The following is a 24,847-nucleotide window of genomic DNA, read 5'->3' as shown; positions in this document are numbered from 1 at the left end:
CGCCCGGCCGGCGCCGCCCGTCGGCCAACGCCGGGGCGAGGCCGACGCCGCCCGTCGGCTAGCGGCGGCCGTCGAAGCGCCTGACGCCCTCCGGCGTCACCACGGCCCGTACGGGGTGGTCGTGCGGCTCCTCCGGGACCCGCGCGACCACCTCGTTCTCGTACAGCAGGACGGTCAGCGCGGGTTCCGCTCCGGCGCGGGCCAGCCGGCCCAGGACCCGGTCGTACGAGCCGCCGCCCCGCCCCAGCCGCATCCCCCGCCCGTCCACCGCGAGGCCGGGCAGCAGCACGACCTCCGCCTCCAGCACCGCGTCCACGCCGAGCCGGGTACCGTCCGGCTCCAGCAGCCCCCGCCCCGCGGGCACCAACCGGTCCGCGCCCCCGTACTCCGCCCAGTCGAGGTCGTTGTCCGCCAGGAGCACCGGCAGCAGCACCCGTACCCCCCGCGCACGCAGCGCGTCGAGCAGCGGGCGCGTGCCGGGCTCGCGCCCGACCGAGACATAAGCGGCGACGGTACGGGCGCCGGCGAGCTCCGGCAGATCGAGTGCGCGCCGCGCGAGAACCACCCCGGTTTCGAGGGCGTCCTCCCTGGACAGGAGCGCCCTCAAGGCGAGGAGTTCACGGCGCAGCGCGGCCTTTCCGGGCATGTCATTACTCATCATTGCGCACCGGACATCACAAACCTCGCGTCTGATCTTTTATGAGACGAAAGTTAACCGGAGTATCATCTTCCGCCCATAAAGCGCGGATAGTGTACTCCGCATGACTCACTCGCCCTCCCGGATCACCAAGGCTGTCATCCCCGCCGCGGGCCTCGGCACCCGGTTCCTGCCCGCCACGAAGGCCACTCCAAAAGAGATGCTGCCGGTTGTGGACAAACCCGCCATTCAGTACGTGGTCGAGGAGGCGGTGGCCGCCGGGCTCTCCGACGTCCTCATGGTGACGGGCCGCAACAAGCGTCCACTGGAGGACCACTTCGACCGGAATTACGAGCTGGAGGAGGCGCTGACCCGGAAGGGAGACGCCGGCCGGCTCGCGAAGGTCCAGGAGTCCAGCGACCTCGCCACCATGCACTACGTGCGTCAGGGCAACCCCAAGGGCCTCGGTCACGCCGTGCTCTGCGCCGCCCCGCACGTCGGTGACCAGCCCTTCGCGGTGCTGCTCGGTGACGACCTGATCGACCCCCGCGACCCGCTGCTGTCGCGCATGGTGGAGGTCCAGGAGCGTGAGGGCGGCAGTGTCATCGCGCTGATGGAGGTCGACCCGAAGCAGATCCATCTCTACGGCTGCGCCGCCGTCGAGCCCACCGGTGACGCCGATGTGGTCAAGGTGCACGATCTGGTCGAGAAGCCCGACACCGCCGATGCCCCCAGCAATTACGCGATCATCGGCCGTTACGTCCTCGACCCCGCCGTCTTCGGCATACTGCGCCAGACCGAGCCGGGCCGCGGAGGTGAGATCCAGCTCACCGACGCGCTCCAGCAGCTGTCCGTGGACGAGAAGGTGGGCGGACCGGTCCATGGCGTGGTTTTCAAGGGCCGTCGCTATGACACAGGTGACCGCGGCGACTATCTGCGTGCCATTGTCAGACTCGCATGCGAACGTGAAGACCTGGGCCCGGACTTCCGTGCCTGGCTCCGCAGTTATGTCAGCGAGGAGATGTAGCACTTGAGCAGCACGGCAGAATCGGTACCGGCCGCCGGCCATGAGCGGCTGTGGTCGGTGGACGACCATCTCGCGGACATCCTCGCCGCGGTCCACCCGCTCGATCCCATCGAGCTGCAACTGCCCGACGCCCAGGGCTGTGTGCTGGTGGAGGACGTCACGGTACCGGTGGCTCTGCCGCCGTTCGACAACAGCTCCATGGACGGATACGCGGTCCGTACGGCCGATGTGGCGGGCGCCACCGACGAGTTCCCGGCCGTGCTGACCGTCATCGGCGATGTCGCGGCGGGCAGCGGCGCGTTGCCCGAGGTCGGCCCCGGGCAGGCCGCCCGCATCATGACCGGCGCCCCGCTGCCGCCCGGCGCCGAGGCCGTCGTCCCGGTGGAGTGGACCGACGGCGGCACGGGCGGCGCCGCGGCGACCTCCATGCGCCCCGCCGGTGCCGGCGGCGAGGGATCGAGCGGTGAGGTACGGGTGTTCCGCTCCGCCGAGGCGCGCGACCACGTCCGCTCGCGCGGCAGCGATGTGCGCGCCGGTGACCTGGCCCTGGAGGCGGGCACGGTCCTGGGGCCGCCGCAGATCGGCCTGCTGGCCGCTATCGGCCGCGGTTCGGTACGGGTCAGACCCCGCCCGCGCGTGGTCGTGCTCTCCACCGGCAGCGAGCTGATCCAGCCGGGCGAGGAGCTGGGCGAGGGCCAGATCTACGACTCGAACAGCTTCGCGCTCACCGCCGCCGCCCGGGACGCGGGCGCCATCGCCTACCGGGTCGGCGCCGTCACCGACGACGCCGACACGCTCCGCGCGACCATCGAGGACCAGCTGATCCGTGCCGACATGGTCGTCACCACGGGCGGCGTCAGCGTCGGGGCGTACGACGTCGTCAAGGAGGCGCTCTCCTCCGTCGGCGACGAGGACGAGCCGGGCGGCGGTGTCGACTTCCGGAAGCTCGCCATGCAGCCGGGCAAGCCGCAGGGCTTCGGCTCGATCGGCCCGGAGCACACCCCACTGCTCGCCCTCCCGGGCAACCCGGTCTCCTCGTACGTGTCGTTCGAGCTGTTCGTCCGCCCCGCGATCCGCGCCCTGATGGGCCGGGAGGACGTGCACCGCCCCGTCGTCCGGGCGACACTCGCGGCCGGCAAGACGCTGTCGTCCCCGGCGGGCCGACGCCAGTTCCTGCGCGGTACGTACGACGCCGAGGAGGGCACGATCACCCCTGTGGGAGGGGCCGGTTCCCATCTCATCGCCGCCCTCGCCCATGCCGACGCGCTGATCGTGATCCCGGAGGAGTCCGTCTCCGTGGAGCCCGGTACGGAGGTCGACGTCGTCCTGATCGGCTGATCACCGCGCGGTGGCGGTACCGTGTCTGCCCACACAGGCCCCGTCGGGCCCGGACCGGGAGCGCCACAGCGAATGACCGTGTTTTCCCGGGGGGAGACCCCTGGACCCCCTCAGCAAGGCAGCTTGACGCATATCGACGAGTCGGGCGCGGCTCGCATGGTCGACGTCTCGGCGAAAGAGGTCACGGCGCGCGTCGCGCGCGCCAGCGGCCGGGTACTGGTCTCGCCGCGCGTCGTCGAACTGCTCAGGGGCGGGGGAGTGCCCAAGGGGGACGCCCTCGCCACCGCACGTATCGCGGGCATCATGGGCGCCAAGCGGACCCCCGACCTGATTCCGCTCTGCCATCCGCTCGTCGTCTCGGGGGTCACGCTCGACCTCTCGGTCGCGGACGACGCCGTCGAGATCCTCGCGACGGTGAAGACCACCGACCGCACGGGCGTCGAGATGGAGGCCCTGACCGCCGTCTCGGTGGCCGCGCTGACCGTGGTCGACATGGTGAAGGCGGTCGACAAGGCCGCGGTCATCACGGACGTACGGGTCGAGGAGAAGACGGGCGGCAAGTCCGGGCACTGGACCCGGCCCGAGGCGGTGGTGCCGCCCGGGGCGGCGGTCTCCGAGGCGGACGGAGGCGCGGAGTGAGTACGTCCGCGAGAAGCGGCGGTCCCGGGCCCGGACCCGAGCCGCGATCCGCCCCCGCCCCCGCCCCCGGACCCGTCCCCACGTCCGAGGCCCCGTCCGCGTCCCGGTCCGCCACCTCGTCCGACAGCCCCTCCGAGGCCCCGTCCGCCACCCCGTCCACGTACCGTGCCCTCGTCGTCACGGCGTCCAACCGCGCCGCCGCCGGGGTCTACGCGGACACGGGCGGCCCGATCCTCGCCAACGGCCTGACCGCGCTGGGCTTCGCGGTCGACGGACCGAAGGTCGTCCCCGACGGGGATCCGGTCGAGCAGGCCCTGCGCGAGGGCGTCGCCGCCGCGTACGACGTCATCCTCACCACCGGCGGCACGGGCGTCTCCCCGACGGACCGCACCCCGGACGCCACCCGGCGCGTGCTCGACTACGAGATCCCGGGCATCCCGGAGGCGATCCGCGCCGAGGGCGCCGCGAAGGTCCCCGCCGCCGCCCTCTCCCGGGGCCTGGCGGGCGTGGCGGGGCGGACCCTGATCGTGAACCTGCCGGGCTCGACGGGCGGGGTACGGGACGGTCTCGCCGTGCTCGGCCGGCTGCTCGTCCACGCCGTGGACCAGATCCACGGCGGCGACCACCCCCGCACCTCCGGATGAACCCGGCCTGGCCCGTGATGCTGGTGGACGGCGACATCACCCTCCGTCCCATAAGGATGCGCGACCAGCGCGCCTGGCGTGAGGTGAACCGGCGCAACCGCGACTGGCTGCGGCCCTGGGAGGCGACGATCCCGCCGCCGCCCCCGGGCGGCCCGGTCGCCCAGCGCCCCACCTACCGTCAGATGGTCCGCCATCTGCGCGGCGAGGCCAACGCCGGCCGGATGCTGCCCTTCGTCATCGAGTACCAGGGCCGGCTCGTCGGCCAGCTGACCGTCGCCGGTATCACCTGGGGCTCGATGTGCTCGGGCCATGTCGGCTACTGGGTGGACCGCGAGGTCGCGGGCCGCGGTGTCATGCCGACCGCGGTCGCCCTCGCCGTGGACCACTGCTTCCGTACGGTCGGATTGCACCGCGTCGAGATCTGTATCCGCCCCGAGAATGGCCCCAGCCGCCGGGTGGTCGACAAACTCGGATTTCGCGAGGAGGGGCTGCGCCCCCGCTATCTGCATATCGACGGAGCGTGGCGGGACCATCTCATCTATGTGCTCACCGCCGAGGAGGTGCCCGAGGGGCTGCTCCGCCGCTGGCGCAGGGCCCGACCTGGTGCGACCGGCAACGATCAGAAAATGAAATAAGTGTTCGATAATGATCGGCATATAGCCATAAAATGATCCGCACCATCACAAAAAAATTCAGTGCTATCAGCTAGATCGTGCGACACACCGGCTCAATTGGCGGATGCCCTCGTGCGAACCCCTCTACGGTGTGAACCGTGAGCAGCAGCGGCCTCATCTACGCAGTCATTGTCGGGGCCTGGGCCGCCTACTTGGTGCCGATGTGGCTCCGCAGGCAGGACGAGCTCAATGAGGCACGCCCGACGGAACGCTTCAGCACCGCCATCCGGCTGCTGTCCGGACGGGCGGCCATGGAGCGCCGTTACGCCAAGGAGCTTCAGGAGCGCACCGCCGAGGAGGCGGGGCCCGACCGGGGACCGGACAGCCGCACGGAGTCGATCAGCTCCGTCGATGTCCGGGCCTTCTCCGCGCCCCCGGCCCGTACCGAAGCCCGGATGGAGATCCGCGCGGACGTCCCGGCCCCGGCCAGGCCGGAGGCCGCGCGCCAGGCGTCCCGTCCCGCCCAGGCATCCCGCCCGGCGCCCGGACGCCCCGCGCCCGACCGTTCCGCGCCCGCTCCCGGGCGGCGCGCTCCCGAGCGGCGCGTACGCCCCTCGGGCGCCGCGGCGGAACGCGCCCGGCGCGCACAGCGCCTCCAGGTCCTCGCCCGCCGGCGCCGTACCACCGTGATCCTCTTTCTCGCCTTCACCATCGGCACGGTCGTCGCGGCGGTAGGCGGTCTCGGCTTCCTCTGGGCACCGGCCTTCCCGGCCGTACTCCTGAGCGCGTACATCGTGCATCTGCGCGGCCAGGAGCGCCGGCGCTTCGCGTTCACCATGGACCGGCGCAGGGCCGAGGCCGCCGCGCAGCGGCTCCGTGAGAACCGCCCGCGCCGCCACCAGCCGTCGACGGCCGCCGCGGGCGAGCCGGACGAGGAGCCCGAACCCGGCCCCGAACCGGCCCCCGCCCCCACGGTCTCGCCCCAAGAGGCGGGCCGCCGCGCCCTGGTCGAGCAGACCGACCACGCGGAGTGGGTGGACCAGCAGCGCGAACGCGGCCCGGCGAGCGGCGACAGCTGGGACCCCGTACCGGTCCCGCTCCCCACGTACGTCACGGCCCCGGTCGCTCCCCGCGCCACCGGCGGCGTCGAGGTAGGCGACCCGGAAACATGGAGCGCGGCCCGCTCCTCCACGGCCGAACCCACCGTGGAGCCCCCACCGCCACCCCGCGCCCCGGCCCCCCGCCGCACGCGCGACCGCGGCAGGACGCCGCTGTTCGACCAGTACGACGAGGACGACCGCCCCCGAGCGGCCAACGAGTGACCCAGCGCCCCCCACCCCGCCCCCGCTCACCCCGCCCGCCCCCGGGCCCGGTGACACGGTGCCCCGGTGGCCGGCCCCTGACGGATTTCCGAGCACGGCGGCGAGGGTGCTAAAGTTTCACTCGTTGCAAGGGCCTGTGGCGCAGACTGGTAGCGCACCTCGTTCGCATCGAGGGGGTCAGGGGTTCAAATCCCCTCAGGTCCACAACAACAGAGCTATTCAGGGGTTCGTCCCGGAATGGTTCACGAGATCCCGGTCAGACGGTCATCGTCTGACCGGGATCTTGCCGTTTGAGCACCTGCTGGTGGGAGAGTCCGCCTGCCGGGCAACGTGGAGACCGCCGGAGCGGAAGCAGGCTCCCGCGGTCTCGCGACGTGTCGGTCCTCACTCACTGGAAGCTGAGCCGGTGCGGATGTGTGGGGTCGTCAGGGCAGGTGAAGACGCGCATCAGCCCACGACCGAGATAGACGCCGGTGGGCACGTTGGCACCCATGATGTGGACACTGTCCCGGTCCTCCAGCGGGACCCAGCTCAGCGTGCCGTTGTCCCACTCACGGTCGTGGACGGTCAGCAGGGGCCGCATGGCCGCGCCGCACGAGCAGGGCATCGGAGCCGGCCCTGTGAGGTGCCAGGAGGCGAAACCGCCGACTTTCCATCCCGGTGGAATGGACAGGTCGTGCTGGTAGGTGAGTTCGGACTGTTCGGGGCCGTCACCGGCGGCGGCCTCATATTCCTCGTAACTGTCGTAACTGTCGTAGCTGCCGAGGTCTCCGGAGTCGTCCGCGGCGTCGAGGAGATCTTCCTCCCATACTTCGATGGACTCCTGAAGGTCCTGGCTCAGCATGCCGACGTATTCATGCTCCACCACCTGTTCCGGATCGATCACACACGTCATGGGCACGCATTCCTGACGGCCGATGACAACGGGCTCCGGGATGTCCGGGAGAATGTCCGTCACATCCTGGGAGTGCCGCCATTTCAGTACCACGTCGATGGTGCGGTCCGGGCCGTGGGCCTCGAACGGGCACCAGAGGACTTGAAGAAGGTCCTTCCCTTCGGGGCAGTGGAGGTCCGGAATGTCGCGCGTGAACAACTGGGCGGCGGCGAGTAGCGGGATGGGATCTTCCGCCTCGATCTCCGGGGCGTGCAAGCCGGGTTGAAGCGCGGCGAGAGCCTCACGTTCCGTCTGCGACAGTTCGCCCCGGGGATCGCGCTGCCGGGCGGCGTTCAGAATCCGGCGCTCTTCCCGTACGTCCGCCAGCCGGTGGCCCGTGCTCTTGTCGTGGGAGGCCGTGCACACGGGCCACGGCTCGGCGGAAGGCCACAGGAACGGGCCCGCCACTGAGCTCTCGTCAGGCTTCGGGGAGCCTTTCCGGGGATGCAGTCGGGTACTTGTGCGCCGGTACCGGACAAGCTCCGGGAAAACCTCCTCGATATCGACGGGCCGCTCGGGCGTGGTGCGCGTCACGTCTTTCCTCCCAGTTGCTGTTCACCGCGAAGGCTACACGCCGGTTCGAACCCCGGCGGCGGGGTTCTCCATGCTGTGGGTGAACTTGAATGTGTCATTGCCGAAAGCGGTGAATTCAATACGGATCGGGATTGGATTGCTGCCTTCGTAGACCGGCTTGATGTTGTACTGAACGATTTCACCCTTCTTGACCGCGTCGAAGATGACCTGTTCGACCTGGTCCCGCTGGTCCGGTGAATTCGTCGGCGTCTGCGTCTGGGTCACCAGGTTGTGAAACGCCAGCCTTCCCTTGCCCGCGCCGCCCAACCGGTCGGCCAGCAGATGTCCCCGTGCCTCGTTGAAGGCCGTTCCGTTGCCACGCCAACCCGGTGGCCACAAGGAGCCGGCCTCCGAACCGGTGTGCAGCATCTCCGGACGGAGCTGCGCGTAGACGCCGGTGGGACGGCCCAGGTGATCGAGACGACCGTAACGAACGCCGCCGTTCCAGTCGTACGCGTCCATCTGACAGCGCTTGGGAGCGAGTCCCAACGGGTCTGTCCAGGTCCACGGATTGAGGACGTAGGTGGACGGGTTGGGCGCGGGGGACAGGCCCAGCGGGTCCAGACTGGTGTAGCGGGCTGTGTCGGGGTCGTAGAGGCGGAAGTAGTTGTAGTGCAGCCCGGTTTCGGGGTCGGCGTACTGGCCGGGGAAACGTAACGGGGTGTAGGCCGTCGCTCCCTTGTTCCACGCGGTGGCGCCCCAGCACGTGGAGCGGGCGCGCCAGGCTGTGTCGCCCGTCTCGGACACGAGCTCGGTCGGTGTCCCGACCAGGTCGGAGACGATCACGAAGAACCGGGCGTCGGTCTCCTCGTTTCCGGGTGCCCTGCGCTCGTACTGCGCGAGCGGCCTGCTGCCCTCGTATTCCCAGGTCACCGTCGTGCCGGTGACCGTGTCCGACTGCTCGGCCAACTGTGTGCCGTCCCAGGTGAAGGAGACGGCCTCCGCGACCGTCCGGCCGTCGGCGGCCATACGAAGCTTCGCCGTGCGCCGTCCCAGTGGGTCGTACGTGTAACGCCACACGATGCCGTCGGGCGTGGTGCACGCGATGAGGCGGTCCTCGGCATCGTATGCGTAGCGCCAGATGTCGGGCTTCCGCGACAGCCGGGTGCGGCGCCGTACGACGACCCGGCCCGCCGCGTCGTGCTCGTAGCGGATCGATCCCGCGGAGATCAGTCGTCCGCCGTCGTAGTCACGTCGGCCGCGGGCGTCCGTATGTCCGTTTGCCTCCGGCCAGTCGGCCGCCGTCTGGTTGCCGGCCGCGTCGTAGGTGTAGTGCTCCCGCCGGCCCGGGGCCTCGACGGCGACCGGGCGTCCGAGCGGATCCAGGGATATGTTCGTGTCCCGGCGGCTGTCCGCGGTCGACTCGCTCAGCGAAACCGGATAGCTGTCGGCCCGGTAGACGTACTGCCGCTCGCGCAGGGTGACGCCGCGCGACGTCAGCGACCGGTGGCTCGGCCGGCTGCGTGTGTCCCAGGCAGTGTCGAGGGTGACGGGTGTCTGAAGTGTGCCCCAGGACTGCGACAGTTCGCGGCCGAGGACATCGTGTGTGAAGGCCAGGGCATGACCGTTGGTGATCAGACGGACGCGGTCACCTTCCGCGTTGTACTCCAGCCTGCTGACGGCGCCTGTGGGGGTGGTGCGCGTCAGACGGCGGCCCAAGAGGTCGTAGGTGTAGCGACTGGTGCGGCCGTCGACGGTCTCGGAGACGAGGCGGCCCATGACGTCCCTCTCCATGGTGAGAGCGGAGGCCGGGGACCGCGCACCGGTCAGCCGGCCGCCGGCGCTGTATGTGTAGCGAGTGACGGATCCGCCCGAGTCGAGGGCGGCCAACCGGTCCATGGCGTCCCAGGTGTAGGTGAGGGTCCGGCCGAGCGGCGTGGTCCGGGACGCGAGGCGTCCCGCGGTGTCGTAGGCGTAGCGGGTCTCACGGCCGTCGAAATCACTCTCGGCGGAGAGCCGGCCGGCGGGGTCGTATGAGTAGTCCCAGGTCTGCCCGAGCGGGTTGGTCACCCGTTCGAGGCGCAGTTCCGTGTCGTATCGCAGCTCATAACGCGCTCCGTCGGCGGTGGTGCGGGTGATCGGTTTGTCGAAGTGCCCGTACTCGGCCGTCGTCACACCGCCGTGCGCGTCGGTGTGGGTGAGGCAGTTCCCCTCGCCGTCCCAGGTCCATGCCTCCCGGCTGCCATCTTTGAGGACGCGGGAGACCAGCCGGTCCTCGGCATCCCAGGCGAAGTGTTCGGTCTCTCCCGTGGCGTCGGTGATCCGCGTGGGGCGGCCCAGATGGTCGCGCACGACGCGGGTGACATGGTGACCGGCGTCGGTGATCTCAAGAGGCAGCCCGGCCCGATCGGCTCGGATACGGGTGACGTCGCCGAGCGCGTCCGTGATGACGGCCACGGCGCCTGTGCGGTCGTGAGTGAAGCGGGTGACGCTCCCGTCCGGGGCGCAGGTGCTGGTGCAGTTGCCCAGCTCGTCGAAGGTCTGCCGCCAGACGGTTTCCTCGGCGGTCGTCACCTCGACGGGAAGGCCGAGCGCGTTGTAGCGGGCGGTGGCCAGGGCGCCGTCGGGCAATCGGACCGAGGCCAGATTGCCCTGGTCGTCCCACGTCAGCTCCGTGGTGTGGCCCAGCGGGTCGGTCCGCGAGATCAGACGGTCGTCCGGGCCCCACGCCTGGGTGGTGGTGTTGCCCAGGGGATCCGTCTCCGCGACCACCTGAAGACGGTGGTTGAGCCGGAACACGGTGGTGTCGCCGGTGGAATCGGTGTAGCGGACGACGCGGTGGCCGGTTCCGGCCTCGACGTCGTATCCGAACGTGGCGGACAGGAAGCCGTCGGGGCCGATGGTCCGTACGACGCGGGCGCTGTCGTACACGTACTGGAACGTCGAGAGGTTCCGGTCGGTCCATGACGTGATACGGCCGTCGGCATCGTAGGTGAACCGCATCGGCCGTCCGACGGGGCCGGTCAGGCCGGTGAGGTCGCCTGCCGCGTCGTAGCCGTAGTCGAGAAGGGTCACCGGGCCGGTAGGAGCACGCACGGCGAGTGCGGTGACGCGGGAGCTGTCGGCCGTCAGTTGCACGTGGTAGCCGCCGCTGTGAGCCACGGACACGGGCGCGCCGTCGGGGCGCCGTGCGAAGGACACGTAGTTGTCGTTTCGGTCCCTCACCTCCTTCAGCCAGTACGCGGAGGACTCGTTGTACGGGCTGCCGGTGAAGTACCGCGTCCACCCCGAGGACGGGTCGGTTATTCGGTACGTCGTGGAGGCGTTGTCCTGCCCCTCGTACATCAGAGGAAGGTCCGGCCCCTCAAGTGGCTGGACGCCGTCGGTGTCGCCGGGAGCCGGGAGCACCGCGTAAATCAGCAGAGAGCCGTCCTCCCGCGCCCAGACCGCGCCTTTCCCCTTGGCGTCCAGTTCGATGCGTTCGTCCAGGGTGGAGGCCCAACTCCGGCCGAACCAGCGACCCCACCGGTATTCGGACAGGTGAGTACGGCGCAGGACGAGGGGAAGGACGCCGGGGAGCGACAGGTCTGTCTGGGGAAGTGTCATCTCGCCGGTGGCGACATCCACCGGATCGTTCCTGCAGGTCTTCTTCTCCAGCGATACGGCGTTGCGGCGAGCGTCGTCCCTGGCGCCGTCGAGGGAGTTCGGCTTGACACGTGTGTCGTCGGATCCGCGATGCTGCTCGCCGTCCGAGATGCCGCGCCGTCCGTCCAGGCCGCCCTCGTCCTTGCCGTCGTTCGACACGATGCTCTTGACGCGGTCGCGGACGTCCTGGTCGGTGTTCTTGTGGGTTTTGGAGCTTCTGGTGATGGCGTTGGGTACCGTCTTGCCGACGTGGTCGCCAAGGTCCTTCAGTGCCTTGCCGAGTTTTTCCGTGACCCCTTCGATAGTGGTGTCCAGGACGGCGGTCAGAGAGTCCTTGCCCTTGGCGCGCCCGTGGTGGCTCTTGGCTCTGCCGAGCTTGCCCTTGGTCCTGCCGTTCATCGAGATCCGCACGTTGGCCAGCCGCATCCCGGCTTTGCCGTGTGCGTCGTGGTCGATCTCAGGACCGCCGCCCGGCGACGGGCCGGACGCCCCGCCGGCCGAATTGATCTGCAGCCCGTCCTTGCCGGCCTGCACTGTCCGGTCGGTGTTGTAGCCGTCCTGCACTCCTGCCGCGTTCATCGCGGTCTGTATCGCCAGGTCGGCGACGATGTTCTCAATCGCCGCGACCGCAGGCTCGGTCAGCGTCGCCACGATCTCCGAGACGGCCGCCTCCGCCATTTCCTTCAGGATCCTCTTGAACGCGATCCGGGTGGCCGCGATCTTGGCGCCGGCCAGGAGTGTCGACAGCCCCGCCGTCACGGGTGCGAAGGCGAGCGTGACGCCCACCGTGGCGCACGGGTCGGCCAGTTCACCCACGGCGGCGATCTTCCGGGCCACGATGATGTCCGCCACCCGGTCCAAAGCGCCCGCTATTGTCCGGGAAGCCTTCGCCAGGTCCTTGTGCTTGCCCTGGACCTTCGACCAGTGATTGTCCAACGCCGTGAGGGACTCGCTCTGCCCGCTGGAGAGCAACTGCTGGATGTGCTGGTACGCGGCGTGTGCGTCGTCATCGGCGTCATCCGCGAAGACCCGTAACGCGTCGGCCATGTCCCGGTAGGCGTCCTCGTCGACGTTGGGCCACCCCACACCGACCACATCGAGCATCGTGTCGACGCCTTCTGGAATTGTGTAACCCACGACGCAACAGCCCCCACTCTGCCGGTAATCAGTTCGTGCGATCTTTCAGCATGTCATGGGACTCGGACACTCGGCCGGTCCCCTGTCGGCGCAGAGCGTCAGGTTGATGGTGTCGCCCTTGGACACGGTCTTCGGGCTGTGGGGGGGCGACGGCGAGGACCGAGCCTGGCTTGCCGTTAGCTGCCGCTCAGTTGCCAGATCCATGCGCTCCTCCCTTCCTGTCACCCCTCCTCGACGCGGCAGCCGGTTCATCTGCTGCACGGCCAGGATGAGAGCTGGGTCACAGCGCGGTCCCGCCGTCGAGGCGGCGGTACAACGCGCCTCGCGCGGGGACAGATGAATAAGTCTCGTACTGAAAAACGAAATTGAGAGAGTGATGTCCCGAAGTGGCGTGCGTGGTCCCCCACTTGGGTGAAGCGGGCTCACGGATATTCCCCGCAGGCCACTACTGTGCCGCAACATGACCTCTACCAATTCCGTTTCGATCAGTGCGCGGCACGCTTCCAGGCTGGGCACTCTCTCGGTAATTCCTTGGACCAGCGACCCCGCCACCGGCGATCGCAACGCGCCTTTCCTGCTGGCCTATTCACTCGGGGACGGCAAGGACGGGGCGGAGGTCGGCGAGGAGACGATGCGTACGGTGCTCGCCGAGATCGGGCTGATCCCCGGCGGCGATCTGGTCGATGTCTCGAAGACCCCCAACGTGCCGATCACGCTGCTCGTCGAGGCGGGCCGCGCCGTGCTGACGATGCCGTATCTGAACGCGCAGTGCCCCGTACCGCCGGAGTGGGAGCGGGACGCGCGGGATCACGGGCAGGTCTACTTCATCGTCGCCACCCGGCCGTGGGCCGAGGCGACCCCGGGCAGGCCCGTCACCGAGGAGCAGCTGCGCGCCTTCGCGGGCGACGAGGCGATGCTCACCAGCGCCGCGCACTGTCTCGTGCCGGTACGCAGCCTGCGCGGCTGAGCGTCGGAAGCCCGGACGGATACCGGATGAGCACCGGAAGCAGGGGAGCGGACGTCATGGCGACGGCACTGGCCGAGAACACGGCCACCGACGAGCGTACGGACACCACCGGCGGTACGTGGGGCGGCGGCCGGGCCTTCGCGTTCGTGCTGATGATCAGCGGGGCGGCCGGGCTGCTGGCGGCCTGGGTGATCACTCTCGACAAGTTCAAGCTGCTGGAGGACCCGGACTTCACCCCGGGGTGCAGTCTGAACCCGGTGGTCTCCTGCGGGAACATCATGAAGAGCGACCAGGCGTCGGTCTTCGGTTTCCCCAACCCGATGCTGGGGCTCGCGGCGTACGCGGTGGTCATCGGCGTCGGCGCCGGGCTGCTGGCCGGGGCGCGCTACCGGCGGTGGTTCTGGCTCGGCCTGAACGCCGGAACGCTCTTCGGCGTCGGCTTCTGCACGTGGCTCCAGTACCAGTCGCTCTACAGCATCAACTCGCTGTGTCTGTGGTGCTGTCTGGCCTGGGTCGCCACCATCGTGATGTTCTGCTACGTCACGGCGCACAACATCGGGCACGGGATCCTGCCCGCGCCCGCCGGGCTGCGGGACGCGCTCGGCGAGTTCCACTGGGTGCCGCCGGTGCTGTGGACCGGGATCATCGGGATGCTCATCCTGACCCGCTGGTGGGACTTCTGGACCAGCTGAGGCCAGGTCCCGCGGGGTCCGGTCACGGCCCGGCCGGCTACGGGGTCCGGGCCCTCGCGGGGCCCGGACCGTCCCGTCCGGTCACGCACGGGAATCGCCACGCCTCCGGAAACCGTCATCTCCTTCTCCGGAGACCGCTGACGGAGATGACGACGGAGATGACGACGGGGATGACGGGGACGGGGCTACTTGCCGAGCGGAAGGCCACCGAGCAGCTTGTTGCCGGTCGACGTGCCGACGATCTCCTTGGCGCCCGTCTTGCCCGACGTCTTCTTGCCGTTCGTCTTGCCGCCCTTCTTCTTGTTCAGGCTGTCCGTGGCACCCTTCACGGCGTTCAGCACGGACCCCGGGTTCTCGGTGTCCAGCGCGTTGGTGTTCAGCGGCCGGGGGTCCTTGAGGCCCTCGCTCATCACGGTCTCCAGCCCGCCATTGAGGCTCATGCCTTCGGCGGCGAACGCCGGAGAGGCGGCGCCGAGAGCCATCACGGAACCGGCGACAACGGCGGCGACCTTCATGGGCTTCATGGTGAATCCTTCTTTCAGTGATGTCTGTTGCGAGACAACTCACGCTTCGCACAGGCCTCTTGGAGAAACCTTCGCGCGGTCGCTCGTCATCAGTAACGACGCGTGCGCGCGGCGGAAACTCCGTCGGGAAGGAATTCTGGACAGGCCACTCGAATGAAGGGGACTCGCCCTATTCTCGTATCGAACGAGCAGCCGGGCGTGGGCTATTCACGGCAGTCGGGGATCAGCCGCGGGGGCGGGTACGGCCAATGAATCGGTGGACTTCTGTACGGTCGCGACCACTTCGGCCAGCGCGTCGGCCGGAGCGGCGGCCTTGAGGGCGGCCACGGCGTCCCTGATGGCCTTGGTGTGCTTCTCGATGTCCGCGGCGGACAGCTCTCCACCGGGAGCCTTCAGCGCCGCCTGGACCAGATCCGCGACGGGCTTCAGCACGTTGCTGACGTCGTCCGAGGGCTTGGTCTGTCGCACGGGCGCCGCGGGTGCCGAGGGCGCCGTCGAGCCCGGCGCTGGGTCAGGTGCGGAGACGGGAGCGGTGTCGGTGCCGGTGTCGCGCGGGAGTTCACGGGCGACGGCGGGGGCCACGGTGCCGAGCGCGAGCGCGGCACACACGGCGGCGGTCGTGAAACGGCGGGAGAGCGGGAGACGCATGCCTGGTCCTTTCGGGGCGAGCCGTGATGTTCGGGACGAGTCGTAACGTTCTCCTCACCGTCGGTTCCCCGCGCGGGGCCCGCAACCGAACGGACACCTCCCGTACGGCCGGTATCACTGCCGCCGCGGCTGTCCCGGCCCGCTCCGACCCTCTCTCACCTGGTCCGACGCGTCCGGATGGCGCTCGCGCGGGACCGTGCCGCGCCGCCGTACGAGTGGACGCCGGGGCGCGTAAGGGTGACCCCCGGACAGCGGAAGAGCCGCTCTGCCCCCGAGGGAAAGAGCGGCTCTCGCGTGCGATGTCGACGCGACGTCGGTGTGGCGCCGACAGCGGTGACGAAGGTCGTCAGCTGTTGACGCAGACGTTGCCGAAGGCCGGGTTGAGGATGCCGATGACGTCGATCGTGTTGCCGCAGAGGTTCACGGGCAGGTGGATCGGGACCTGGATGACGTTGCCGGAGATGACACCCGGGGAGCCGACAGCGGCGGCCCCGGCGTCGGCGTCGGCGAAGGCGACGCCGGAGGCGCCGGCGACAGCGGCGGCGGCCGCGGTGGAGAGAACAACAGCCTTGGCGATACGCGACATGGAGAAGGGCTCCTCGGTCGAAAGGGACGCTGTACGTGTCGGGCGCGATTGCCTGACCTATGCATCAACGCCGAAGGCGCCCATCGGTTGCGCGCCCGAAAGAGTGACGCCCCGTCTGCCACTCGGCCGGGGCGGTGGCCGATCGGGTGAGGAACAACAGTCAGGCGCGGAACAGCGGTCGGGCGTGGAACAACGCTCGGGCGCGGAACAACCGTCGGGCCGGAAACAACCGCTCCTAAGAGTCCTTTTGTACGTTCAGCGCGATTCAGCGCGTCTCACGTGATTTTCAGTCCGCCCTCTGTAAAGGTGCCTTCTTGTTTCGGTCTTCGAGACGGATGGCCACTATGTGGAATTCGGCGGTTCTCGGGGCCGGTAATGAATTCGCCTGGTGCCGAGTGACTCATGCGTTCGAATCGGTGCCAAGCGTGACCCCTGTCGTGCCGGTGCGTTTTTCGTAGGAGCGGAAAACCGGAACTGAACACCGGGCGCCCGAGCCCGCTCGCAGAGATCGTTCTTCCGTATCCACGAGTGGAGGAGTTGCGCGTGCAGCCAGAACGGCGCCGGCCCGGGGCCGGCTTCACCGCGCTCCACCTCGTCCAGCCGGTCGACGGCGGAGTGGCCAGGGTGGTCCTGGATCTCGTCGAGGCACAACGGGACGCCGGAGTACGCGTGGCCGTCGCCTGTCCCGGGGAAGGGCCGCTGGCCGCGGCGGCGGCCCGGCTCGGCGCCGAGGTCCATGGCTGGCGGGCGACCCGCGGCCCCGGGCCCGCGCTGGTCCGCGAAGTGGGCCAGGCCGCCCGCGTGGTACGGCGGGTCAGGCCCGATCTGGTGCACGCCCACAGCGCGAAGGCCGGTCTGGCCGGACGGCTCGCCGTACGGGGCCGGGTGCCCACCGTCTTCCAGCCGCACGCGTGGTCGTTCGAGGCGGTCGGCGGTGTGACGGGCCGGCTGGCCGGACACTGGGAGCGGTGGGCCGTCCGGTGGACCGACCGGGTCGTATGCGTCAGCGACGCCGAACGGCGCACCGGCGAGCGGGCCGGCATCCGCGCCTCCTGGACCGTCGTCCACAACGGGGTCGACGTCGGGCGGTTCCGGTCCCCCGACGGGCCGTCCGGGCCCGCGGACCTGACCGACACCACCGCCGCGCGGGCCGCGCTCCCGCCGTCGGCCGCCCTCCCGCCGGACACACCCGTGGTGCTCTGCGTCGGGCGGCTCTGCCGGCAGAAGGGACAGGACATCCTGCTGCGGGCCTGGCGGCAGGTCCTCCTCCAACTGCCGCGGGCACGGCTGGTCCTCGTCGGGGACGGCCCCGACGCCGCCGCCCTGCGCGCCGCCGCGCCGCCCTCGGTGCTCTTCGCCGGGGCCGTACCGGACACCGCGCCCTGGTACCGGGCGGCCGATCTGGTCGTCCTGCCCTCGCGCTGGGAGGGCATGGCGGTGGCCCCGCTGGAGGCCATGGCGAGCGGCAGGACCGTCGTCCTCAGCGACGTGGACGGGGCGCGCGAGAGCCTGCCGCCCGGCCGCGAAGCGCTCTGTCTCGTACCGCCGGAGGACCCGCCCGCGCTGGCGGCCGCCATCGGCGCTCTGCTCCGCGACGCGCCACTGCGCGAAGCGATCGGCCGTCAGGGCCATCAGCACGTACTCAGCACCTATGACGTGCGGCAGACAGCGCGGGCCATCGCGGATGTGTATCGCGAAGTCGCCTCAGTGCCGCGCCCCGAACGCAGGGAGCCGATTCCCCAGTGACCACGGAAAGCACCAGCGTTCCCCCGCCCACCGGGCGGGCGCGGACGGCGGAACAGGCCATGGGGCAGCAGGCCCTCGGACAGCAGACGGCAGGACAGAAGGCGCTGGGGCAGCAGTCCCTGGGACAGCAGACCGTCGGACCGCGGACCTCAGGACCACAGACCCTGGGGCAGCAGGTCCTGCGGCGCGTCTCGATCGCCTCCCCGCGCGACACCCCCGACCGCCTCGCGCGGCCGTCCCGCCGCCCCGCGGGCTCCCCGCTGCGCTTCGGCCTGCCGCTGGTCGCCTCGGACGTGCTGGCGGCGCTGCTGTCCACGGTCGTACTCGGCGACGATCAGCGCGACGCCGTCCTCGTCGTCCAGCTCATCGCCTGGGTGACCGTACTGAACGCGTCCGCCGGGCTCTACCGTGCCGGTGTCGTCCTGTCGGGGCTGGACCAGCTCCCCGCGCTGGCCGCCCGGATCGCGGTGGCCTGGTGCGCCGCCGCGGCCGTACTCGCCGCGTGCTACCCCTGGCTGGCCGTGGGCGTCCCCGACCTGCTGGGCGGCTGCGCACTCCAGCTCGCCGTCGCGTGCGGCTGCCGCTCGCTCCTGCACACCAGGCGCCGGGCCCTGGCGCGCAACCGGCTGCGGTCCGCGCTGGTCGTCGGTGCGGGACCGGCCGCGCGGCGGCTGGCCGCGCTGCTCGCCCAGCATCCCGAGTACGGCCTGCGGCCCGTCGGGATCGCCGGGTCCGCCCAGGACGAGGACGAGGCGGACCGGGCCGGCACGAGGACCGGCGGGCGGGACGGCGGAGCGGCGGACGTACCCGCCCTGCCGGTGCTGACCTCCGCCGAGGAGATCCACCGGGCGGTCATCCAGAACGGTGTCCAGGACGCGCTCTTCATCGACCACCGGTTCATCGACTTCACCGACCGCGAGCGAGGGCTCGGCGACTCCGGGTTCGGCCAGGCGGGGTTCAAGGAGCCCGGGTTCAACGAGCCGGGGTTCGGTGAGCCGGGGTTCGGCGAGTCCGGGCTCCATGACGCCGGATTCCATGACGCCGGCGCCACCGGCACCGGCGACGGCACGGAGCGCGCGGCCCTCGTCGCGCTCTTCCACGAGTACGGCTGCGCCACCTGGTTCGTCGGCGCGGGACCCTGGGACCTGACCGCCGCGCCCGTCGCCATGGAGCGGCACCTGTGGGGGTTCGCCGCCCGCCACGTCGCGCCGCCCCCCGTACGCCGCCACCGCCGCGACGCCGCCGTCAAACGGCTGCTGGACGTGGTGTTCACGCTCCCGCTCCTGCTGGCCGCCTCCCCGGTCCTGCTGGCCTGCGCGCTCGCCGTCCGGCTCTGCGACGGCCGTGACGTGCTCTTCCGCCAGGAACGCGTCGGACAGAACGGCCGCACCTTCACCCTGCTGAAGTTCCGCACCCTGCGCCCGGCCGACGAGCACGAGTCCGCCACCCGCTGGAACATCGCCAACGATCTGCGGATGAGCCCGGTGGGCAACTTCCTGCGCCGTACGTCGATGGACGAACTGCCCCAGCTCTGGAACGTGCTGCGGGGTGACATGAGCCTGGTCGGACCCCGCCCGGAGCGTCCGTTCTTCGTGGCCAACTTCAGCAAGACCCAGCCCGGTTACGCGGCCCGGCACCGCATGCCCGTGGGCATCACCGGTCTCGCGCAGGTCCACGGGCTGCGCGGGGACACCTCCATCGAGGAGCGGTCGCGGTTCGACAACCACTACATCGACCACTGGTCGCTGTGGCAGGACGTGTGCATCCTGCTGCGGACCGCCGCGTCCCTCGTCCGCCCGGCGGGCAGCTGATGGCCTCGGACGCCACCGGCGTCGGTTTCCCGGGCGGCTTCGGGGGCGGCTTCGCGGGCACGGGGCTGACCGCGCGCCGATCCGCTGCCCACCTGTCCGCCGACCGGACGCTTCCGGCGGCGGGTCCCTGGGGACACGTCCTGCGCCGGTCGGCGCATCTGCTGCCGGCCGTCGCGGTCGTCGCACTGCTCGCCGTGCCCTCGGCACCCGCCGGGGACGGCTCCGCCGGGTCCGGGAGCGTCGCGGACGCGGCCTCCGGCCTGCTCGTCCTGTACTGCCTCGTACGCGTACTGCGCGACCGGGCCAGGCCGCTGACCCGTACCGCCGCTGTCGTCCTCGGACTGCCCGTGCTGGGCGTGACCATCGCGGCCATCACCGCCCACGACCCGGGCTCCAACCTGCCCGGAATCGCGCGCTACCTCCAGATCTTCGTGCTGGTGCCCGGCGCGCTGCTGCTCCTGCTGCGCGACCGCCGTGACTTCCGGCTGGTCGCCGGGTCCGTCGTCGTCCTCGCGCTGGTACAGGGCGCGATCGGCGTCACGCAGTATCTGACCGGCACCGGCGCCTCGTACATGGGCGAGGAGATCCGCGCGGTCGGCACCTTCGGCCCCACCGACGTGATGGGCATGGCCACGGTCGTCGCGTACGGACTGGTCATCTGCGTCGGCTTCGCCCTGAGCCCCGCGGACAGCTCGGCGGCGGACGGCCCGGGGCGGCACGCCGCCCGTGTGCCGAGCGCGATCGCGCTCGGCTGCGCCGCGCTGCTCGCCGTACCCCTCGCCCTGTCCTTCAGCCGTGGCGCCTGGATCGCCACCGCCGTGGCCGTCGCCCTCCAGCTGACGCTCTCCGGGCCGCGCCGCGCCGTCGTCGTCACGCTCGTGGCCGGGGCGCTCGGCGTCGTACTCGTGGGAGGTCTCGGCATCGGCTCGCAGATGATCACCGAGCGGCTCGACAGCATCACGCGGGTCACCGACGCGCCCGACCAGTCCGTCACCGACCGGTACACCATGTGGGCCGCGGCCACGGACATGTGGCGCGAGCACCCGGTCACCGGCGTCGGGCTGAAGGGCTTCCCCGCCTACCGCGACAGCCACGCCTCGCTCGCGCTCTCCGCCGCCAGCGACACCGAGGGCGCGGGTCTCGGCTTCCAGCGTCAGCCGCTGCTCTCCCCGCACAACATGTATCTGCTGGTCCTCAGCGAACAGGGGCTGCTGGGCATCGTCGCCCTGGCGGGCAGCTGGGCCGCGCTCCTCGTCCGCGCGCTGCGCCGGCTGCCCGGCGCGTACCGCTCCCGTACCGGCGCCGACTGCGGCCTCGCCGTCACCGGGCTGCTGATCTGGCAGCTGGTGGACTTCAGTTACGCCGACATCGGCGGCCCGTCGACCGTACTGACGGCCGTGATGCTCGGCCTGGCGGCCCGGTGGGCCCTCGGGCCCGCACGGCGCCCCGCCACGAGTGAGGCCGGCCGCGCGTGAGCGATACGAGACACTCCCTTCCCGCCGTACCGCCGCAGCCCGAGTCGCCCTCCGCGGAGGTCGCGAAGGACGGGGGAACGGGAGGCGGCGGCACAGGAGGAGCCGGCACAGGACGAGTCGGCACAGGAGAGGCCCGCCCCGGCGCGGAGGGCCGCGGCTCCTTCTCCTCCGGACGGTTCCTGGCGCGCGCGGCGTTCCTCACCGCGCTGCTGACCGCCGCCGGGGCGCTCCTCGGGCTCGCCCGCGACCAGACCATCGCGCATCTCTACGGCGCGGGCCCCGACACGGACGCCTTCCTGGTCGCCTGGACCGTGCCCGAGGTGGCCGCCACGCTCCTCATCGAGGACGCCATGGCGCTGATCCTCGTACCGGCGTTCAGCCTGGCCCTGGCCCGGCGCGCCACCGCGTCGGCCCTGGACCCGGATCCCGTACGCCTCCTGGTGCGGAGCACCCTGCCCCGGCTGTTCCTCGCCCTCGGCGCGGGCTCGGCGCTGCTGGTGGCCACCGCGCCCTGGGTGGTGGCCGTCCTCGCACCGGGACTGCCCGAGCCGGGGCTCGCCGTCGACTGCACCCGGCTGACCGCCACCTGTGCCTTCACCTTCGGCATGGCCGGGTACTGCAGCGCGGCGCTCCGCGCGCACGGCAGCTTCACGGCGCCCGCGTTGATCTACGTCGCGTACAACGCCGGGATCATCACCACCATGCTGGTGGTCGCCGACCGGTGGGGGGTACGGGCCGCCGCCGCCGGGGTCGCCATCGGCGGCGTACTCATGGTCGTCGTCCAACTGCCCGTGCTGTGGCGCAGACTGCGCGCCCGGCGGCCCGTGGAGGTGACCGTCACCGAGCGGGGGCCGAAGGACGCGGGCGGCGGGCCGACCGTCGCTCTCGCCCTGCTCGCGCCCGTCATCGTCTTCGCGCTCAGCCGGCAGTCCCAGGTCCTCATCGAACGGTTCCTCGCCGCGCCGCTGCCGGCCGGGGCCATCTCGCATCTGAACTACGCGCAGAAGGTCGCGCAGATCCCGATGACGCTCTCCATGATGCTGTGCACCGTCACCTTCCCGGTGGTCGCCCGCGCCATGGCGGCGGGGGACACCGAGCGGGCCAGGCGCAGGGTCGAGCGCGATCTCGCGCTGGCCGGGATAATCGTGCTGGTCGGGGCCGCCACCGTGGTCGCCTGCGCGCCGCAGATCATCGAAGTGCTCTTCCAGCGCGGCGCGTTCGAGCCGGCGGACACCGCGGCGACAGCCGAGGTGATGCGGGTGTACGCGCTCGGTCTGCTGGGCCACACGCTCGTCGGGGCGCTCGTACGCTGCTACTTCTCCGCCGCCCGCCCGTTGTGGTTCCCGGCGTTCGCCATGCTCACCGGGCTCGCGCTGACCACCGGCCTGGGCACCCTGCTCGTACAGGTGTGGGGCGTGCTCGGCATCGCGGCCGCCAACGCGCTCGGCATCACCGTCACCGCCGCCCTGATGCTGCACGGGGTCGGCCGGCACAGCGTGCCCGTCAGCCTCCGGTTCATGACCGGGGGGCTGGTCAAGCTCGCCGCCGCCGCGGCGGCGGCCACCGGCTCCGGATGGCTCTGCGGAGCCCTCATCCCGTCACCCGTCCTGGGCGCCATGGCGGCCTGCGTGGTGGTCAGCGCGGTGTTCCTCGTCATCGCGCGCGCCCTGCGGGCCCCCGAGACCGACACCATCCTCCGCTTCCTCTCCCGCCCCCTCACACGAAAGCTCGCGCATGCCCGCTGACACGGTGTCCGCCGGCCCCCTGTGGGCCGCCATGTACCACTCCGTCGCCGACCCCACCGACGACCCCTACCGGGTGACGGTCTCGCCGCACCGGCTCGAACGGCAGCTGCGCTGGCTGCGCCGCCGGGGGCTGACCGGCGTCAGTATGGACCGGCTGCTGAGCGCCCGCGCCGCGGGGCGGGGCGCCGGTCTCGTCGGGCTCACCTTCGACGACGGCTACGCCGACTTCCTGGAACAGGCCGTCCCGCTGCTGCGCCGCCACGCCTTCACCGCGACCGTGTTCGTCCTGCCCGGCCGTCTCGGCGGTACGAACGAATGGGACAGGCCGGGCCCGAGCAAGTCCCTCCTCACCGCGGACGGCATCCGCGCGGCGGCGCGGGCGGGCATGGAGATCGGTTCGCACGGACTGCGCCACACCGATCTGACCAAGGCCGACGACGCGGTGCTCGCCGCCGACACCGCGCGGAGCCGTGAACTCCTGCGCGAACTGCTCCGGGATCTGACCGGCCGTCATGAGGTCGCCGGTTACTGCTATCCGTACGGCTCGGTCGACGCGCGCGCCATCAAGGCCGTACGCGCCGCGGGTTACGCGTACGCCTGCGCCATCGACCCGGGGCCGCTCACCGGCGTGTTCGCCCTGCCCCGTGTCCATGTCGGGGAGAGCGACACCGGCCCCCGGCTGCACCTCAAGCGGCGCACGCACCGCTGGCGCCGCGAGCCGGTCCCGGCGTCGGACTACGCCGAGTACGCGGCGCACACACGGCGGACCGCGCAGGCCACGCGGGCCGCCCACGCCGTACGGACGGTGGGGACCGCGCAGGCCGCGCAGGCCGTGTCCGGCGACTCCCGGGCGGCGACGGCGACATGAAGGTGCTGCACATCATCACCGGTCTCGGCATCGGCGGCGCCGAGCAGCAACTCAGGCTGCTGCTGAGGCAGTTGCCGACCGACAGCGAAGTCATCACGCTCACCAACCCGGGTGCGGTCGCCGAGGGCATCGTCGCCGACGGCGTCCCCGTCACCGACCTCGGCATGGCGGGCAACCGCGACCTCGGCGCCCTGCCCCGGCTCGCGCGGCTGATCAAGCGGGGACGGTACGACCTGGTGCACACGCACCTCTACCGCGCCTGCCTGTACGGGCGGTTCGCGGCCCGGCTCGCCGGCGTACGGACCATCGTGGCCACCGAACACTCCCTCGGGGCTGTCCAGATCGAGGGAAGGCCGCTCTCCGCGGGCGCCCGCGGCCTCTACCTCGCGGGCGAACGCCTGGGCACCGCGACCGTCGCCGTCTCCGCCACCGTCGCCCGGCGGCTGGAGCGCTGGGGCGTACGCCCCGACCGTATCCATGTGGTGCCCAACGGCATCGAGGTCGGCCGCTTCGCCTACGACGAGAGCGCACGCCGCACGGCCCGCGCCCGCCTCGGCGTGCCCGAGGACGCCTTCGTGGTCGGCGGGGTCGGACGGCTCACCGGCAGCAAACGCTTCGACCGGCTCGTCCGGGCCGTCGCCGAACTGCCCGGCGCGCGCCTGCTCCTCGTCGGTGACGGGCCCGAGCGCGACCGGCTCCTGCGGCTCGCGCGGGAGCGGGGAGCGGCCGACCGGATCATGCTGCACGGCTCCTGCCAGGACCCGCCGCCCCCGCCGCTCCCGCCCCCGCCGCTCCCGCCCCCGCCCCCGCCGCTCCCGCCCCCGCCCCCGCCGCTCCCGTCCGCGCCGCTCCCGCGGCAGCACGGGCCGGATCTTCCCTCGCTGCTCGCGGCCATGGACGTCTTCGTCTCCACCTCCCACGACGAGGCGTTCGGACTCGCCGTCGTGGAAGGGCTCGCGGCCGGGCTGCCGGTCCTGCATGTCACCTGCCCCGCCCTCCAGGACCTGCCCGCCGACGCCGCGCCCGGAGCGCGCCGGGTCAGCGGCTCCGTACCCGGACTCGTCGACGAACTGCGGCGGTTCGAGGAGGCGGGGCCGCGGCGGCTGCCCGTACCCCCGGCCGCGCGCCACTACGACATCGCCCACAGCGCACGCCAGCTGATGACCGTCTACGAGAACGCCGTCCTCGGCCCGGCCCCCTCCGAGAAGTGAGCTGCTCATGACTCCGCACAGCAATCCCCCGCGCCGCCCGGCGGGGCGGCGCCGGCCCGCCGTCCCCGAATCGGAATCCGCCCCGGTGGCGGAGCGTCGCCCCCGTCTCGTCCGTCGCCTCCGC

General features: G+C 71.3%; 20 protein-coding genes and 1 tRNA gene. 15 read left to right on the top strand and 6 right to left on the bottom strand.

The window, feature by feature from the left end; all coding sequences use genetic code 11:
* Positions 1–58: 58 nt before the first annotated feature.
* A complete protein-coding gene (locus tag ACZ7LS_RS30195) occupies positions 59–658 on the bottom strand; it encodes a 5-formyltetrahydrofolate cyclo-ligase (protein WP_382522156.1) in 600 nt (199 codons plus the stop codon).
* Between the two features lie 103 nt (positions 659–761).
* Here ACZ7LS_RS30195 and galU point away from each other — a divergent pair, with 103 nt between their 5' ends.
* The 7 genes from galU (at position 762) to ACZ7LS_RS30160 (ending at position 6,425) form a co-directional block, all read left to right on the top strand.
* A complete protein-coding gene (galU, locus tag ACZ7LS_RS30190; RefSeq protein ID WP_382522153.1) occupies positions 762–1,664 on the top strand; it encodes a UTP--glucose-1-phosphate uridylyltransferase GalU in 903 nt (300 codons plus the stop codon).
* A gap of 3 nt (positions 1,665–1,667) precedes the next feature.
* On the top strand, positions 1,668–3,002 hold the full coding sequence (glp, locus tag ACZ7LS_RS30185) for a molybdotransferase-like divisome protein Glp (protein WP_382672511.1): 1,335 nt from the start codon (positions 1,668–1,670) through the stop codon (positions 3,000–3,002).
* 72 nt (positions 3,003–3,074) lie between these two features.
* Positions 3,075–3,641, top strand: coding sequence for a cyclic pyranopterin monophosphate synthase MoaC (gene moaC / locus ACZ7LS_RS30180; RefSeq protein ID WP_385131600.1), 567 nt, complete (start codon positions 3,075–3,077; stop codon positions 3,639–3,641).
* Positions 3,638–4,285, top strand: a complete 648-nt coding sequence (locus ACZ7LS_RS30175) for a MogA/MoaB family molybdenum cofactor biosynthesis protein (protein WP_385131597.1) — start codon at positions 3,638–3,640, stop codon at positions 4,283–4,285. Before moaC ends, ACZ7LS_RS30175 begins: the two co-directional genes overlap by 4 nt.
* Positions 4,282–4,920 (top strand): GNAT family N-acetyltransferase, encoded by a 639-nt coding sequence (locus ACZ7LS_RS30170; RefSeq protein ID WP_382522141.1) that lies wholly within the window; start codon positions 4,282–4,284, stop codon positions 4,918–4,920. The genes ACZ7LS_RS30175 and ACZ7LS_RS30170 overlap by 4 nt, the downstream gene beginning before the upstream one ends.
* Before the next feature lie 137 nt (positions 4,921–5,057).
* Positions 5,058–6,221, top strand: a complete 1,164-nt coding sequence (sepX, locus tag ACZ7LS_RS30165; protein ID WP_382522138.1) for a divisome protein SepX/GlpR — start codon at positions 5,058–5,060, stop codon at positions 6,219–6,221.
* Positions 6,222–6,351: 130 nt separating this feature from the next.
* A tRNA-Ala gene (locus ACZ7LS_RS30160) sits at positions 6,352–6,425 on the top strand.
* 184 nt (positions 6,426–6,609) lie between these two features.
* On the opposite strand, the gene ACZ7LS_RS30155 is transcribed toward ACZ7LS_RS30160, so the two are convergent.
* Both ACZ7LS_RS30155 and ACZ7LS_RS30150 read right to left on the bottom strand, forming a co-directional pair.
* Complete coding sequence (locus ACZ7LS_RS30155; RefSeq protein ID WP_385131594.1) at positions 6,610–7,521, bottom strand: hypothetical protein; 912 nt, start codon at positions 7,519–7,521, stop codon at positions 6,610–6,612.
* Positions 7,522–7,722: 201 nt separating this feature from the next.
* Complete coding sequence (locus ACZ7LS_RS30150; RefSeq protein WP_385131591.1) at positions 7,723–12,450, bottom strand: DUF6531 domain-containing protein; 4,728 nt, start codon at positions 12,448–12,450, stop codon at positions 7,723–7,725.
* Positions 12,451–12,910: 460 nt separating this feature from the next.
* Between ACZ7LS_RS30150 and ACZ7LS_RS30145 the strand changes: the two genes are divergently transcribed.
* Entirely contained in the window at positions 12,911–13,417 is a 507-nt protein-coding gene (locus ACZ7LS_RS30145) for a DUF5949 family protein (RefSeq protein ID WP_385131588.1), read from the top strand.
* A gap of 56 nt (positions 13,418–13,473) precedes the next feature.
* Entirely contained in the window at positions 13,474–14,109 is a 636-nt protein-coding gene (locus ACZ7LS_RS30140) for a vitamin K epoxide reductase family protein (protein WP_382522271.1), read from the top strand.
* 185 nt (positions 14,110–14,294) lie between these two features.
* Here the strand turns inward: ACZ7LS_RS30140 and ACZ7LS_RS30135 are convergent, their stop codons facing one another.
* The 3 genes from ACZ7LS_RS30135 to ACZ7LS_RS30125 form a co-directional block, all read right to left on the bottom strand.
* A complete protein-coding gene (locus ACZ7LS_RS30135; RefSeq protein WP_382522123.1) occupies positions 14,295–14,633 on the bottom strand; it encodes a hypothetical protein in 339 nt (112 codons plus the stop codon).
* A gap of 207 nt (positions 14,634–14,840) precedes the next feature.
* The gene (locus ACZ7LS_RS30130) at positions 14,841–15,281 is read right to left on the bottom strand and encodes a hypothetical protein (protein ID WP_385131585.1); all 441 of its coding nucleotides are present in this window, start codon (positions 15,279–15,281) and stop codon (positions 14,841–14,843) included.
* Positions 15,282–15,627: 346 nt separating this feature from the next.
* Positions 15,628–15,867: a chaplin gene (locus ACZ7LS_RS30125; RefSeq protein WP_382522117.1), complete on the bottom strand. Its 240-nt coding sequence runs from the start codon at positions 15,865–15,867 to the stop codon at positions 15,628–15,630.
* A 543-nt stretch (positions 15,868–16,410) separates the two neighbouring features.
* On the opposite strand from ACZ7LS_RS30125, the gene ACZ7LS_RS30120 reads away from it, so the two are divergent.
* From ACZ7LS_RS30120 to ACZ7LS_RS30095, 6 genes are read left to right on the top strand one after another with little or no spacing between them, the layout of a single operon-like run.
* Positions 16,411–17,613: a glycosyltransferase gene (locus ACZ7LS_RS30120; RefSeq protein ID WP_382522114.1), complete on the top strand. Its 1,203-nt coding sequence runs from the start codon at positions 16,411–16,413 to the stop codon at positions 17,611–17,613.
* Positions 17,610–19,424 carry a sugar transferase gene (locus tag ACZ7LS_RS30115; protein WP_382876247.1) on the top strand — a complete coding sequence of 605 codons (1,815 nt, stop codon included), beginning with the start codon at positions 17,610–17,612 and terminating at the stop codon, positions 19,422–19,424. The genes ACZ7LS_RS30120 and ACZ7LS_RS30115 overlap by 4 nt, the downstream gene beginning before the upstream one ends.
* Positions 19,424–20,899 carry an O-antigen ligase family protein gene (locus ACZ7LS_RS30110; protein ID WP_385131581.1) on the top strand — a complete coding sequence of 492 codons (1,476 nt, stop codon included), beginning with the start codon at positions 19,424–19,426 and terminating at the stop codon, positions 20,897–20,899. Before ACZ7LS_RS30115 ends, ACZ7LS_RS30110 begins: the two co-directional genes overlap by 1 nt.
* Positions 20,896–22,644 carry a murein biosynthesis integral membrane protein MurJ gene (gene murJ / locus ACZ7LS_RS30105; RefSeq protein WP_385131578.1) on the top strand — a complete coding sequence of 583 codons (1,749 nt, stop codon included), beginning with the start codon at positions 20,896–20,898 and terminating at the stop codon, positions 22,642–22,644. Before ACZ7LS_RS30110 ends, murJ begins: the two co-directional genes overlap by 4 nt.
* On the top strand, positions 22,634–23,512 hold the full coding sequence (locus ACZ7LS_RS30100; protein ID WP_385131576.1) for a polysaccharide deacetylase family protein: 879 nt from the start codon (positions 22,634–22,636) through the stop codon (positions 23,510–23,512). Before murJ ends, ACZ7LS_RS30100 begins: the two co-directional genes overlap by 11 nt.
* Positions 23,509–24,723 (top strand): glycosyltransferase, encoded by a 1,215-nt coding sequence (locus ACZ7LS_RS30095; RefSeq protein WP_385131573.1) that lies wholly within the window; start codon positions 23,509–23,511, stop codon positions 24,721–24,723. Before ACZ7LS_RS30100 ends, ACZ7LS_RS30095 begins: the two co-directional genes overlap by 4 nt.
* The last annotated feature ends 124 nt before the right edge of the window (positions 24,724–24,847 follow it).

It is taken from the genome of Streptomyces sp. NPDC039430 (genome assembly GCF_055639435.1).
This window is presented reverse-complemented; position numbering and strand designations above follow the sequence as displayed.

Coding starts and splice junctions, on each gene's coding strand:
- ACZ7LS_RS30195 (WP_382522156.1), bottom strand. CDS start 658: ATGAGTAATGACATGCCCGGAAAGGCCGCGCTGCGCCGTGAACTCCTC.
- galU (WP_382522153.1), top strand. CDS start 762: ATGACTCACTCGCCCTCCCGGATCACCAAGGCTGTCATCCCCGCCGCG.
- moaC (WP_385131600.1), top strand. CDS start 3,075: ATGACCGTGTTTTCCCGGGGGGAGACCCCTGGACCCCCTCAGCAAGGC.
- ACZ7LS_RS30170 (WP_382522141.1), top strand. CDS start 4,282: ATGAACCCGGCCTGGCCCGTGATGCTGGTGGACGGCGACATCACCCTC.
- ACZ7LS_RS30145 (WP_385131588.1), top strand. CDS start 12,911: ATGACCTCTACCAATTCCGTTTCGATCAGTGCGCGGCACGCTTCCAGG.
- ACZ7LS_RS30140 (WP_382522271.1), top strand. CDS start 13,474: ATGGCGACGGCACTGGCCGAGAACACGGCCACCGACGAGCGTACGGAC.
- ACZ7LS_RS30135 (WP_382522123.1), bottom strand. CDS start 14,633: ATGAAGCCCATGAAGGTCGCCGCCGTTGTCGCCGGTTCCGTGATGGCT.
- ACZ7LS_RS30130 (WP_385131585.1), bottom strand. CDS start 15,281: ATGCGTCTCCCGCTCTCCCGCCGTTTCACGACCGCCGCCGTGTGTGCC.
- ACZ7LS_RS30125 (WP_382522117.1), bottom strand. CDS start 15,867: ATGTCGCGTATCGCCAAGGCTGTTGTTCTCTCCACCGCGGCCGCCGCC.
- ACZ7LS_RS30110 (WP_385131581.1), top strand. CDS start 19,424: ATGGCCTCGGACGCCACCGGCGTCGGTTTCCCGGGCGGCTTCGGGGGC.
- ACZ7LS_RS30100 (WP_385131576.1), top strand. CDS start 22,634: ATGCCCGCTGACACGGTGTCCGCCGGCCCCCTGTGGGCCGCCATGTAC.
- ACZ7LS_RS30095 (WP_385131573.1), top strand. CDS start 23,509: ATGAAGGTGCTGCACATCATCACCGGTCTCGGCATCGGCGGCGCCGAG.